The following is a 12565-nucleotide window of genomic DNA, read 5'->3' as shown; positions in this document are numbered from 1 at the left end:
TCCAATGAGGTGAAGGTTTTAAGCCGTCTCGGACATCAGTTCGCGGCCGATCAGCATGCGGCGAACTTCGGACGTCCCCGCGCCGATCTCGTAGAGCTTGGCGTCGCGCCAGAGACGCCCCACGGGGAATTCGCTGGTGTAGCCGACGCCGCCAAGCGCCTGGATTGCCTCGCCGGCCATCCACGTTGCCTTCTCCGCGGAATAGAGGATCGCCGCCGCCGCATCCTTGCGCAAGCTGCGGGCGTGGTCGGCGCGGTCGCAAGCGCGTCCCACCGCATAGACATAGGCGCGAGTGGCCTGCCACGTCGCATACATGTCGGCGAGCTTGCCCTGCATCAGCTGGAAATCGCCGATCGGCTGGCCGAACTGCTTGCGCTCGTGCATGTAGGGCACGACCGCATCCATGCAGGCCGCCATGATCCCGAGCGGACCGCCCGAGAGCACCGTGCGCTCATAGTCGAGGCCGGACATCAGCACCTTGACGCCCTCGCCCACCTTGCCGAGCACGTTCTCCTCCGGCACCTCGCACTCGTCGAAGAATAAGGGATAGGTGTTGGAGCCGCGCATGCCGAGCTTGTCGAGATGCTGGCCGTGGGTAAAACCCTTGAAGCCCTTCTCGATCAGGAAAGCGGTCATGCCACGCGGGCCGGCCGCCGGATCGGTCTTGGCGTAGACGACGAGCACGTCAGCGTCGCCGCCATTGGTGATCCACATCTTCGAGCCGTTGAGGACGTAGCGGTCGCCGCGCTTGTCGGCGCGCAACTTCATCGAGACGACGTCGGAGCCGGCGCCCGGCTCGGACATGGCGAGCGCGCCGACATAGTCGCCGGAGATCAGCTTCGGCAAATAGCGCTGGCGCTGCGCGTCATTGCCGTTGCGCCGGATCTGGTTGACGCAGAGGTTGGAATGGGCGCCGTAGGACAGCCCCACGGCAGCGGAGCCGCGCGAAATCTCCTCCATGGCGACGATGTGGGCGAGATAGCCCATGTTCGAGCCGCCATATTGCTCCGGCGCGGTCATGCCGAGCAGGCCAAGGTCGCCGAAGCGCTTCCAAAGGTCTGCGGGGAACAGATTGGCCTTCTCGATGTCGGCCGCGCGCGGGGTGATCTCCGCCTCCACGAAGGCGCGAAGCGTGTCGCGCAGCATGCCGACGTCTTCGCCCAGTTCGAAGTCGATGCTCGGGATGTTCAAGGCGATTCCTCCGTATTTGACCTTCGAACCTAGCCGGATCGAAGCCCTCTTGCGGTCGAAAAGGTTGCATTTTCCGCCAAACTTGGCGAGGATTTTCGAGAGGAATTCCCAAAGGTTCGCAATGCCTTTTCAAGCCGCCACCGCGACCTCGCGCCGCGCCGTAACCCCCACCGCCTTCGTGCGGGGCGTGGTTGCCGCCTATGCGCGATACGGACGGGATCCGGCCGAAGCGCTGCAGCGGGGACAGGTAGCGCCAGACCTTGTCAATTCTCCGGGTGGGCGGATCACCGCCGCCCAGTTCGAGGCGTTGGCGGGCCATGCCATGCGGGAGCTCGACGACGAGGCGCTCGGCTGGTTCTCGCGCCGCCTGCCCTTCGGTACCTACGGCATGCTGTGCCGCGCCTCGATCACGGCGCCGACGCTGGAGGTCGCGCTCAAGCGCTGGTGCCGGCATCATCGTCTGCTCACCGAGGACGTGCTGCTCGATCTCGAGCTCAGTGAGGAGACCGCGGTCGTCTCGATCCGGGAACTGCGCGACCTCGGGCCCTTGCGCGAATTCTGCCTCGTCACTCTGCTCCGCTACGCCCTCGGCTTCTCCTGCTGGGCGGTCGATTCCGCGATTGCGCTACGCGCGGCGGAATTCCCTTATCCTGAGCCGGGACACGTTTCGGTCTACCCGACCATCTTCTGCAAAAGCGTCCGCTTCGACGCGGACTGCGCTCGGATCGTCTTCGACAAGCATTATCTATCGCTGCCGCTGACGCGCAGTCCGGCCGATCTCGACAACATGCTCAAGGGCGCGCTGCGGTTGACCGTGCTGCCCTATCGGCGCGACCGGCTGCTGGTCGAGCGTGTCCGCCGCGTGCTCCGCAATGCGCGCGGACGCAGTCTCGGTGCCGAGGATGTCGCAAGCGAGCTTGCGCTCTCCACTCGCACCATGCATCGGCGCCTGCGCGAGGAGGCCACCTCGTTGCGCGACCTCAAGGAAGAGGCAAAATTCGAACTGGCAAAACAGGAGCTGATGCGAGGCCGCACGCCGATCAAACGCATCGCGGAGATCGCCGGCTTCCGCAACGAGAAGAGTTTTTCGCGCGCCTTCCGCAACTGGAGCGGCGCCAGTCCCCGCGAGTTTCGCGGGCGGTATCGCTAAGACATCATCCGGAAAGCACGTCGCGGTCTTCCGTGCGTGCCGAGAGGGCGAGCACCCTGAGGCGCCGTACTCCTCAGACGTTTACGGCCCCCGGGATCACTCCCGAAGGCCGTAAAGGTCGAAACCACCAGTCCTACCTCTGATCAATTCGAGTTGGTCTGCGCGCCGCTCCGAAGCTTGCTGCGCGACTGCGAATGCTTCGGCTGATAGGCGAGAGAGTCGGTCGCGCTCTTCCCGCCGCTCTGCGCGCACGTTCCACCGATACCGCCGGCAGCGGCGCGGCAGGCTTCCATCGTCGGATAGCCGCAGCCGTGAGCGGCCTGGGCGCCGTTCGTGATGCAATAATCTTCCGCTTTCGCAGTCGGTGCCGTCAGCACCAGAAACGCGGACGCAAACAGCGTCGCGGCGGAAACTGCGAACGTCTTCGAAACCGAGGTCATGATGTCTTTTCCTGCTTAAGAAGTCCCACATGCGAGCCCTCGACTCGCAACGCGCGCTGAGGCTCACACCTCGCATGTAGGCCAACCACGGGAACCATCAATCACGGCTCAGCGCATTGCTGGGATGTGATAATCACATTTCTGAATTAGGTGATTTGATCAGCATTATAGTGCACCAGGGCGATCGCCTCCAACTCTTTCGCAATTGATGCAAATGCAGTGCAGGCTGCGCTCGGGCGTGGCCTGCCGCTAGCCCGCAGACGCCGCCGCGACGTTCTGCAACGGCAGTGGCACGTCCTTCGCGACACCCAGCACGGGGAAGCTCCGAACGTTCTTCACGTCAGGCATCGCCGCGAAATGCAGCAGCTGCTGGCGCATGCTCTCGACGCTCGGCGCCACGCATCTCAGGAGATAGTCGGTGTCGCCCGAGATCCGCCAGCACTGCTGGATGCGCGGGATCGCGGCGATCGAGCTCTCGAACGCCTCCAGCACCGGCTGGGCCTGGCTGCCGAGCTGGATCGAGACGAACGAGACCACCTCATAGCCGAGCCGCCGCTCGTCGATGACCGCGCGCACCGCCCGGATCACGCCACGGCTGAACAGCGATTTTAGCCGCCGCAGGCAGTTCGGCGCGGATACGCCGACGCGCAGCGCCAGCTCGTTGTTGCGGATACGCCCGTCCTGCTGCAGCTCGGACAGTATTTTTAGATCGACGCCGTCGAGCTGGTCACGCCCGGCCATAGCCGTACCCTCGTCATGGTCGTGTCATGCGGGGCAGCGAAGCACGCGGCGGAATTGGTGCCAAGGGTCCGAACCCGGGGCGCGACGCCATCGCGTTCGGGAGGAATGCCTTCCCCCCACCGTCATGGCGGGCCTGTCCCGGCCACCCATGTTCGTTCACGCGCTCAAAACGTCGATGCCCGGGCCTTCGCCTCGCCGAAGCGGCTTCGGCCGCGCAGGCGGGACGGGCCCGGGCATGACGAGTACATCACGTCGATTAACGTCGCAGCAGCCGCCCCTCAATGCGTCCAGGGCTCGCCGCGGCGGAAGGAGAAATTATCGGCATAGGCGGCCGGGCGGCGGATCGAATCCTGCGGCTCGATCACCTGGTACGCGATGCCCTTGCGCTCACAATAGGCGATAGCCTCTTCCTTGCTGTGGAAGCGCAGCGTGATCTGCTGCTTCATGTCGCCCGACGAGGTCCAGCCCATCAGCGGCTCGACCGAGCGGGGCTGCTCCGGCTCGTAGTCGAGCTGCCATTCCTTCGTCTTGGACCGGCCGGATTGCATCGCGTTCTTGGCGGGCTTGAAAATGCGTGCGGTCATTGGCGGTCCGGCCTCTTCGTCTTTTCGTTCGATTTCGATGCGTCACGGTAGCAGTTGGTGGAAACCTCAGGGATAGTATACAGACACCGATTGGGAACTGATCGGTGATTCCGGCCCCGGGCAACCTTCTCCGACGGTATAGTCATTATGCTGCACCGTGACAATTGCGTACCCGCCGTTCGCGCTGGGGTCCCGCCCGGCGGCACTGCTTCGCCGACATCAGCGTAACCGCCCCTCCGAGAGCTTCCGTCGCATGGCCTTCCTGAACATCAACGCCACGCTCCCTGAAAAAGGCCGTGACCTCAGGCTCGACCTGTTTCGCGGGGTCGCGAACTGGGCGATCTTCCTCGACCACATCCCCGACAACGTCGTGAACTGGGTCACGACGCGCAATTACGGCTTTTCCGACGCCGCCGACCTGTTCGTGTTCATCTCCGGTTATACCGCCTCGTTCGTCTATGCGCGGATGATGCTGGAGCGCGGTTTCCTGGTCGGCGCCACCCGGCTGACCAAGCGGGTCTGGCAGCTCTACGTCGCCCACATCATCCTGTTCGTGATCTATATCGCCTCGATCAGCTATCTGGCGCTGCGCTTCGGCGATAGCGAGATGATCAACGAGTTCAACGTCGCCGGCCTCGTCGACAACGCCACCGAGACGCTACGCCAGGGCCTGTTCCTGCGCTTCAAGCCGCTCAATCTCGACGTGCTGCCGCTCTACATCGTGCTGATGGGCCTGTTCCCGCCGGTGCTGTGGTTCATGCTGCGCAAGCCCGATTTGACGATGGTGCTGGCGATCGTGCTGTGGCTGGCGGCGCGTCACTTCGGCTGGAATCTGAATGCCTATCCGGCCGGCCAGTGGTACTTCAACCCGTATTGCTGGCAGGTGCTGTTCGTGTTCGGCGCCTGGTGCGCGATGGGCGGCGCGCGGCGCTCGATGACGCTGATCAACGCGCCGATCACACTCTATCTCTGTCTCGCCTATCTCTTGTTCGCGCTGGTCATGACCATGGCCGGCCGCTTCCCCGCGTTCGGCGGCATGTTCCCGGAATGGCTGTTCTCGGCCTTCAATCCCAACGACAAGACCAACCTTGCGCCCTACCGCTTCCTCCACTTCGTCGTGATCGTGATCCTGGTGATCCGCTTCGTGCCGAAGGAATGGCCGGGACTGGAATGGAAGGTGTTCGATCCCCTGATCGTCTGCGGCCAGCAGTCGCTCGCCGTGTTCTGCGTCGGCGTGTTCCTGTCGTTCGTCGGCCATTTCGAGCTGTCGATGAGCTCGGGCTCGCTGCTCGCACAGATCTTCGTCAGCGTCGCCGGCATCGCGATCATGACGACGGTGGCCTATTACATCTCGTGGTCGAAGAAGCAGGACAAGCCGCTGAAGCCACCGCCGCCCAAGCCGGCGGCAGCCGCGGCGAAGGCGGCCTGATCCGGCAACGCCTGGCGGTTGAAGCGCGGCCTTCAACCGCCATGGGCCAAGATCGATGGCCTCAGCAATGGCCCAAGGCGCGACGATGGTTCGTCGCGCCTCATGCGGCTTCTTCGCCGTCGAACTCGGTGAATTTCTTGTAGATCCAGTCGCGGCCGTCATGGCGGCGCCAGACCTTGCCGACCACGAGCTGCCCGTTGATCGAGCGGCGGGGCACGATCACGGTCCAGAGGTGCCAGATCTCGCTCCAGCTCGATTGCGGACCGACGGTTTTGAAGTTGCGATCGAAAGACATGACGCAGAACTCACAGGATACGCGCGCTGCGACGAACCGTGACCTTGTGTGAGCACGAATTGCAGGCAGCCCATCGCGAGCCGGAATCGATCTGATAACGATCGCCGAAGCGGCCGCAACAACCGCTCATCCTTAACCTAACCGGTCAACCTTACTTCTCCCGGCCTGGGGCCGAGATCGGTTGAAAGCCGGCGCCGACTTATCTACAATACGCGCACGATTTGAGAATGACCGCGCCATCTTGGGCGCGTGGCGATTTGATTGAGCTGACGTCCAATTTTGTGAATTGAAATTTCGAGAATCTCGTCAGGGCGACCACAATGAATTTGCAGTGTGAACGTCTGCGCCTGGCGCTGCGATCGACACCTCCTGCGCCAATCGCAAGGACGCCGGCGCAAGAACCGACGAAAGCCGCCAACGACAACCACGGGATATGGCCGCTGCTGCCTTTTCCGCTCGGCTGGTACGCCTCGAGCTGATTGGCCGGATCCGAAAAGGCGGCAGCCGAAAAGCGCAACGCCGCGCAAGCGGAATATCATCGCTTGGCGGCGTCCGTTTAGACATTGGGCGCTGAAATCCCCAATACACATATGTCTGTGGCGACAGCGAAAGGTTCGATGCTGCGTCGGCAATTCTGTCCCGGTCAGCGCGCCGCAACCGCTTGAAACATCGCGCCGAAGTCGCGGAAACGCCGCCTGTCAGATCACGTCGGAGGTCGGAGGGAAAAAGTCCGGGAGATTCACCCTCGGGACTGGTCGGGGCAGCTGGATTCGAACCAACGACCTGCAGTACCCAAAACTGCCGCGCTACCAGGCTGCGCTATACCCCGAATGTCCGGCGAGCCCCGTCGATACACGCTTCCCAAGGCGCCAGCAAGGCTTCCAAGGCGCCAGCAAGGCTTCCAAAGCGCCGGCAAGCTTCCAGGGTCCGGCAGGCGCTCGCCCGCCCGCCTATTTGCTGCCGAACAGCGGATGGCCGACGCGGTCGCCGGGGCGGATGCCGTATTTCTGCGCCGTTCCCGCCACCACCTCCAGCACGGCCCGGGCGGGCCCCCGGGACGAGATGATCTTGGTCGACATCGGCTCGGTATTCTCGGCGATGCGCAGGATGCGGCCGTCGGCGCGGATGAAGATCATGTCGAGCGAGACATAGGTGTTCTTCATCCACATCGACACCTCCTGCTCGGGGTTGAAGTCGAACAGCATGCCTTTGCCGTCCGCCAGCTCCTTGCGGTACATCAGGCCGGTCTGCTTCTCCTCCTCGGTCGTCGCCACTTCCACCGAGAACACCTGCACGCCGTTCTTGGTGACGATCTCGAGCGGCTGGAAGCTGGCGGCGCCGGCGGGCGCGCCGGCAACAGCACAGCCGGCGATGACGAGGATGGCGGCAAGCCAGCCCTTCAGGGCGGACCAGACAGCCTTTCGATCAGGATTCATGGGGGCACTCGAGGCGTGGGACTGGACCAGTCCTTACGCGGCGGTCGCCGGAAAAGCCAGAGGCGCACCGGTCTGCCGACGCGGCCCTGCTCACGATTGCGGGAAATGAAGCTTGGGGGATTTGAAAGCTTGCAGGGACTTGGACGCCAGAGCGCGAGTCTCCTCGCGCTTAGTGCGACTGCAATCCCGGCGATCCGGTCTCGGGGTGGATCTCGGCCGCCATCATGCCCTTGGAGCCGGGCCCGAAGCGGACCAGGACATACTGGCCGGGCCTGAGCTCGGTCATGCCGAAGCGGCGCAGCGTCTCCATGTGCACGAAGATGTCGGGCGTGCCCTCGCCGCAGGTCAGGAAGCCGAAGCCGCGCAGCCGGTTGAACCATTTGACCTGGGCCCGTTCCAGCCCGCTGGTCGCGGTGACCGTGACATGGGTGCGCGGCGGCAGCATCTGCGCCGGATGGATCGCGGTCGACTCGTCCATCGAAACCACGCGGAACGCCTGGTAACCCTTGGCGCGCTGGATGCACTCGACGACGATGCGGGCGCCTTCATAGGCGGTCTGGAAGCCGTCGCGCCTAAGCACGGTAACGTGTAGGAGCACGTCCGGCCAACCATTGTCGGGAACGATGAAGCCATAGCCCTTGGAGGCGTCGAACCATTTGATGACGCCGTGGACTTCAACGAGATTGGCGCTGGTCTCGCCGAGCCCGCTGAACGGACTGAGCCCGCTCTCGCGACCGGCACTGCCGTGCTCGCCCGGCGTGATCCGCCCGGGCGATGCCCCCTGCCCGGGAACCCCGAGCTTCTTGGACTCAAATCCGTCCGACGACCCCATAACCCCGGACCCCACACTGTCATGCGACCCGCCTCAGCAGCGGTATCGAATCATGCGTCTTTCGAGAACCTTCTCAACTGGACGCGACGCGAATCTTTCGACTCAAAAGATAACACTCCCGGTTGCGAGGCATAGATAAAAAAGAGATTCGCCGGAACCTATGAACAGCTTGCACAGCCGCGAATCAAATTGATGCATCAATTGCCGACAAAGGGCCCGAGTGCTTCGCCGATGTCGTGGTGGATGACGAGATCGGCAATGTCGTCCTGCTCGGTCGGCTCGCGGTTGATGATCACCAGACGTGCACCGGCGTTCTTCGCCATCATCGGAAAGCCCGCCGCGGGCCACACCACGAGCGAGGAACCGATCGCGATGAAGAGGTCGCAGGCCTGCGACAATGCGGTCGCGCGCTGCATTTCATCATCGGGCATCATCTGGCCGAAGGAGATCGTGGCGGTTTTCACCGGCTCACCGCACGCGGTGCAGTTTGGCGCGAGGCCGTCGCCGTCGAAGCGACGCTTCACCCAGTCGAGCGGATAGGCCTGCCCGCATCCGATACAGCGCGCATAAGTGGTATTGCCGTGAAGTTCAATCACGTGCTCGCCGGCGAAGCCGGAGGCCTGGTGCAGATTGTCGATGTTCTGGGTGATGATGGCGGGAACCTTGCCGGCGCGGTAGAGCGAGGCCAGCGCCCGATGGCCGCGGCCGGGTTTTGCCGCCGCGAAGACCTCCTCCATCGCAAAACGGCGGCGCCAGGACTCGTCCCGCGCTGACTGGCTCGCGACGAATTCGTCGAACGGGATCGGACGGTTGCGCGTCCAAATTCCGCCCGGCGAGCGGAAGTCGGGAATGCCGCATTCGGTCGAGATGCCGGCGCCGGTGAACGGCACGATGACCCTTGCCTCGGCGATCATGTCGCCGAGCCGTTCAACGCCGCTCTGAAGATCCGATGCAATCAATCGCGGCCTCCGATTCGTTTCGCCTGACAAGCATCATGCACAAGCGGCAAGATTGTTGACGCTCTTATCAAGCGCTAACGCGAGATGCTCGGCAATTTTTTCCGACCTTCGCATATCACAATCCTGCAATGCCTCCTCCCCATTGACGCCCCATTCAGGAGCCCCAATGGATGGGTCAATGCGACTCAAGATGATGCGGCGGCAGCGCTTGAGTTGAGTTAAGTAAACCCGAGGGGATGGTCATGACCGAAGACGAAGAACGCAAAGCTCGTGAGCGCGACGAAATCGCCGCCCGTGTCGCCGCCTTCCGTGCCACGCAGGAAAAATTCAAGCGCGAGCGCGAAGAGTATTTCGTGTCGACCCTGGAGAACGCCCGCAAGGTCGAACGGCCCTCGCTCTGGCCGTAATTCACGTCCCGATCAATGCACCGTGAAAAAAGCCCGGAGCATCGCTCCGGGCTTTTCGCTTGAACGAGACTACCAGTGGCGCCAGTGGTGATGGTGCCGGTAGTACGGTCCGCCGCCGTAATAGGCGTAGGAGCCCGGCCCGTAATAATAGTCGGGGCCGTCGTAATAGCCGTAGCGCGGGCCGTAATAGCCGTACGGATGGGACGCTGCGACCGCACCCGCGGTGATCGCGCCGGCGGCGAGGCCGAATGCGAGGCCCGGGCCAATGCCGCGCCCGCGCGCCTCGGCAGGCGCAGGGGCCGCAACCGCGGTCACGCCAACGGCTGCGACGGTGGCCAGAACTGCCAGTGTTTTTTTCATGCTCTCCTCCTTCGCGTCTCGCGGAGATAACGACGAGCGCCTGCGATGGTTGCGCGCAGGGCGCGGAACCGGCCACAGCAAAAAAGGTCGATCCAGCCGGAACGAAATCGCCGGCCGGGGATTGCCTCCTCAAGTGCGGGAGCCTCCGCCATCCGGGTCGAGGCGACAGCACGAAGCCCCGTCAGCATCTCCGCGATGCTGGCGGGGTTTTCAGTTTCACGGGAGCAGATGGCAGCAGACCACGATTGCTGCCAGCGGGGCGAACGACCGAGGAGGAGAGTTTGCCGTTATCCACTTTGCTGGCCCGAATCCGCAGGCTGGTTCCCAGATCCGACGATCAGCACTACGATGAGATCGTACGCAGCTTCGGTGTCGGGACGCTGCACCCCCCGCCGACGCCGATGAGCGACGGCGAGCTGGCGCGGGCGATCGCCGAGTTCCTGAAAGAGCAGCCGTCGAGCGAATCCGTCGCGACCCTCGGCCGCCGGCTCGACCCCTCTTCTCCGCTTTGAGTTTCCTTCGAATTTCTTCCGCATTTCTTGGCAAGAGCACGGAACCAGAAATGCGCGCGGACGTTGAATCCCCCTTCACGCAGAGAGCGGAAGAGGCCCGACATGCCCGCGTGGCTCGAAGTTTTGCTCAATTTGTCCGGCTATGCCGGTTTCGTGGCGCTCGCCTCGCGCGGCACCGCGAGCCCGCAGTTGCCGGCAGACGATCGCATGTACAGCGACGATCGCTAGCGCCGCTTTAATTGGCGTGCGCCGCCTGGCCCGCCGTGCGCACCAGCCGGTCGGCCTTGACCGCGACGCGCGTGTCCTCGAGCTGCGGCCGCAGCGAGAAGCTGATCACCACGAAAGCGAGACAGAACAGCGCGCCGACGATGGCGACGCGCCGGTAGGTCTGTCGGTCGCCTTGGTAAAAGGACGGCTCTGAAAAAGGTGTCATGATAAAATGCTTCTTGGCAAAGGTCGTTTCTTGCTTGTCCTTGCCAGACACCTACCGCAACGAGCGACAAGCGCAACGCGATTGGGCTTTTAACCTAACCGAATAGGGTTATCGGCTTCCGCGCAAATGATCGTTAGGAGTTTGCGGAGCGCCTGCGATTTCCAGCGAGCCGCTTGCCATATCGCAGGAAGCCGAAGCGACCGCAGCCTGGCGACCGGCTTTGTTCCAGCTTCGACACCATTTCGTTCTCGAAGAACGAATCGGAATTGAAGAAATCGGCGCGGAGCAACTCTTAACAAAACGTGCGCGCAGGCACGACGATCGGCTCACGTCGCATCGGGAGACGAGGCCTCGGGAAATTTCGATCCCGGCGGCGGCACTTGCGGCACCGACGGCTTGCCGTTGCGCAAGCGTGGGTGTCGATCGTACCAGAACACTTTCGCGATCTCGGCGAGAAACCAGCACGCATTCATGTCGCTCTCCCTCGCCTCACTCCTTACGGAGGAGGCGCGGGCGGGACTGTGCGAAGCATCACGTTGTCTCGTCTTGATGTGTGTGGCCGCATCGCGCGCGGCAGGCGCAACATGTTCTGCATCCGACTCCATTTCGTTCTCAAGGAACGAATCGGAGTCGGAAAAATCAGTGCGAAGCGATTCCTAACGATCGATGAAAGCGCGCGACGCAACCTCTTCAGCGGCGTGACTCGCCGTCGGCACAATCTTCGGCGGCAGGAATTTCGAGACGACCGCAAACACGATGACGATCTCGCGGCAAGGTTCGCATCGAAAGCTGTTGGCGGACGTTGCCATCATCGGCTTGGCGCATCGCGGGCATGTCATGCAGCCTAACGCTGACGGCACATATTCGTTTCCTGAAGCATCAGCGGCGAATGCTCGCGCCGGCAACCACACCCGCCGAGACGAACTTCAAGTTGGTCGCCTCGTCGCCCCTGCGCAAGCCGCCGATCAAGCGCGAGCCGTCAGACCAGACGGCGCTTGCCGGGTCCCCTGGTGTCGTCGGCGTCCGCCAGAACAGATCAAGCCGCCCGCTTCACTTTTTCCTTTTCCGAGAAGCATTCCAGGATCTGGATGCGGAGCTCTTCCGCGGCCGGGCCCTCGAGCTTCCTGAGCTCGTTCCAGAGCCTGATCACTTCGCGCTGTTTTTCGACGGTCATGAGTCCACCTCCCAAGCGGTCCTTAAGGCGGCTCACTAGAACAAAATGAGAACAAAAAGTCCAGTCCCTCGCGCGCGATTTCCGGCATGTCGCGTTGAACCTTTTCAACGCCGCCTGGACCCATGGAAGCTGGGGATTTCAGCGCCCAGTCATATGGCAGCGCTGCGGTGAACGAACATATTCCGTCATCGCGGCGCTGTTGCTTTTTGGGTTTTCAACTTTAAGTTAGAAATACGGCTGGCGGCCAGGCGCTGAAATCCAATGCCGTCAGCCAGAAGAGCCCCGTGCGAAAGCGCGGGGTTTTTCTTTGAGGGCAACGGCTGCCTGCCCAGGTGCAGCGGGTCGTAACGGGAACGAATCTTCCAACATTCGCATTGACCGGCCGAATGAGGCGGCATCCCGCGTTTCCGCGTCCGGCCCCAGAGCCGATGCCCCGCGCCCTTCACGATCGAGGCGCCCATGATCTGCGAGTTCTGTGAGACCGAGATCCCGATCGGCCTTTCGGTCTGTCCGGCTTGCGGGAAACCGCAGAGCGCGCCGGGACGAACCGACCGGCGCGCTCTGTGGTTCGTCCTGATCGTCGTGGTGACGTTCGGCATCGCCGTCGCCGAGCATCACCTTG

At 63.0% G+C, this 12565-nt stretch carries 17 protein-coding genes and 1 tRNA gene; 5 read left to right on the top strand and 13 right to left on the bottom strand.

The genetic code is table 11. The features are described from left to right. Positions 1-18: 18 nt before the first annotated feature. Positions 19-1146, bottom strand: coding sequence for an isovaleryl-CoA dehydrogenase (locus IC66_RS0103850; protein WP_085967564.1), 1128 nt, complete (start codon positions 1144-1146; stop codon positions 19-21). 166 nt (positions 1147-1312) lie between these two features. Between IC66_RS0103850 and IC66_RS0103845 the strand changes: the two genes are divergently transcribed. Next, the gene (locus IC66_RS0103845) at positions 1313-2341 is read left to right on the top strand and encodes an AraC family transcriptional regulator (protein ID WP_028144746.1); all 1029 of its coding nucleotides are present in this window, start codon (positions 1313-1315) and stop codon (positions 2339-2341) included. 143 nt (positions 2342-2484) lie between these two features. Here the strand turns inward: IC66_RS0103845 and IC66_RS0103840 are convergent, their stop codons facing one another. From IC66_RS0103840 to IC66_RS0103830, 3 genes are all read right to left on the bottom strand, one after another. Next, the gene (locus tag IC66_RS0103840; protein ID WP_038946709.1) at positions 2485-2781 is read right to left on the bottom strand and encodes a DUF3551 domain-containing protein; all 297 of its coding nucleotides are present in this window, start codon (positions 2779-2781) and stop codon (positions 2485-2487) included. A gap of 249 nt (positions 2782-3030) precedes the next feature. Then, the gene (locus IC66_RS0103835) at positions 3031-3522 is read right to left on the bottom strand and encodes an Lrp/AsnC family transcriptional regulator (protein ID WP_038946708.1); all 492 of its coding nucleotides are present in this window, start codon (positions 3520-3522) and stop codon (positions 3031-3033) included. Between the two features lie 278 nt (positions 3523-3800). Then, positions 3801-4106 carry an ETC complex I subunit gene (locus IC66_RS0103830; protein ID WP_028144749.1) on the bottom strand — a complete coding sequence of 102 codons (306 nt, stop codon included), beginning with the start codon at positions 4104-4106 and terminating at the stop codon, positions 3801-3803. 253 nt (positions 4107-4359) lie between these two features. On the opposite strand from IC66_RS0103830, the gene IC66_RS0103825 reads away from it, so the two are divergent. Continuing rightward, positions 4360-5535 carry an OpgC domain-containing protein gene (locus IC66_RS0103825; protein ID WP_038946707.1) on the top strand — a complete coding sequence of 392 codons (1176 nt, stop codon included), beginning with the start codon at positions 4360-4362 and terminating at the stop codon, positions 5533-5535. Between the two features lie 100 nt (positions 5536-5635). On the opposite strand, the gene IC66_RS0103820 is transcribed toward IC66_RS0103825, so the two are convergent. From IC66_RS0103820 to IC66_RS0103800, 5 genes are all read right to left on the bottom strand, one after another. Further along, a complete protein-coding gene (locus IC66_RS0103820) occupies positions 5636-5830 on the bottom strand; it encodes a hypothetical protein (protein WP_028144751.1) in 195 nt (64 codons plus the stop codon). Between the two features lie 752 nt (positions 5831-6582). Then, positions 6583-6659, bottom strand: a tRNA-Pro gene (locus IC66_RS0103815). Between the two features lie 121 nt (positions 6660-6780). Beyond that, the gene (locus IC66_RS0103810; protein ID WP_028144752.1) at positions 6781-7266 is read right to left on the bottom strand and encodes a DUF192 domain-containing protein; all 486 of its coding nucleotides are present in this window, start codon (positions 7264-7266) and stop codon (positions 6781-6783) included. A gap of 169 nt (positions 7267-7435) precedes the next feature. Beyond that, complete coding sequence (locus tag IC66_RS0103805) at positions 7436-8098, bottom strand: cold-shock protein (RefSeq protein ID WP_026202878.1); 663 nt, start codon at positions 8096-8098, stop codon at positions 7436-7438. Positions 8099-8295: 197 nt separating this feature from the next. Further along, positions 8296-9057 carry an SIR2 family NAD-dependent protein deacylase gene (locus IC66_RS0103800; RefSeq protein WP_028144753.1) on the bottom strand — a complete coding sequence of 254 codons (762 nt, stop codon included), beginning with the start codon at positions 9055-9057 and terminating at the stop codon, positions 8296-8298. 242 nt (positions 9058-9299) lie between these two features. On the opposite strand from IC66_RS0103800, the gene IC66_RS47555 reads away from it, so the two are divergent. Next, positions 9300-9464 carry a hypothetical protein gene (locus IC66_RS47555; protein WP_162832225.1) on the top strand — a complete coding sequence of 55 codons (165 nt, stop codon included), beginning with the start codon at positions 9300-9302 and terminating at the stop codon, positions 9462-9464. 69 nt (positions 9465-9533) lie between these two features. Here the strand turns inward: IC66_RS47555 and IC66_RS0103790 are convergent, their stop codons facing one another. Continuing rightward, on the bottom strand, positions 9534-9824 hold the full coding sequence (locus tag IC66_RS0103790; protein WP_038946706.1) for a hypothetical protein: 291 nt from the start codon (positions 9822-9824) through the stop codon (positions 9534-9536). A gap of 281 nt (positions 9825-10105) precedes the next feature. On the opposite strand from IC66_RS0103790, the gene IC66_RS0103785 reads away from it, so the two are divergent. After that, on the top strand, positions 10106-10336 hold the full coding sequence (locus IC66_RS0103785; RefSeq protein WP_038946705.1) for a hypothetical protein: 231 nt from the start codon (positions 10106-10108) through the stop codon (positions 10334-10336). A 102-nt stretch (positions 10337-10438) separates the two neighbouring features. Continuing rightward, positions 10439-10564: a hypothetical protein gene (locus IC66_RS48935; RefSeq protein ID WP_109866604.1), complete on the top strand. Its 126-nt coding sequence runs from the start codon at positions 10439-10441 to the stop codon at positions 10562-10564. Between the two features lie 7 nt (positions 10565-10571). Here the strand turns inward: IC66_RS48935 and IC66_RS0103775 are convergent, their stop codons facing one another. From IC66_RS0103775 to IC66_RS47545, 3 genes are all read right to left on the bottom strand, one after another. Beyond that, positions 10572-10769: a hypothetical protein gene (locus IC66_RS0103775; protein WP_018323112.1), complete on the bottom strand. Its 198-nt coding sequence runs from the start codon at positions 10767-10769 to the stop codon at positions 10572-10574. A 326-nt stretch (positions 10770-11095) separates the two neighbouring features. Further along, positions 11096-11242, bottom strand: a complete 147-nt coding sequence (locus IC66_RS47550; protein ID WP_193375300.1) for a hypothetical protein — start codon at positions 11240-11242, stop codon at positions 11096-11098. Between the two features lie 563 nt (positions 11243-11805). Beyond that, complete coding sequence (locus IC66_RS47545; protein WP_162832227.1) at positions 11806-11943, bottom strand: hypothetical protein; 138 nt, start codon at positions 11941-11943, stop codon at positions 11806-11808. Between the last annotated feature and the right edge of the window lie 622 nt (positions 11944-12565).

The sequence above is a fragment of the Bradyrhizobium genomosp. III genome (genome assembly GCF_000261705.1).
Classification (GTDB): Bacteria; Pseudomonadota; Alphaproteobacteria; order Rhizobiales; family Xanthobacteraceae; genus Bradyrhizobium; species Bradyrhizobium ottawaense.
Note: the sequence above shows the minus strand (reverse complement) of the source record. Positions and strands in the feature narration are given on the sequence as shown.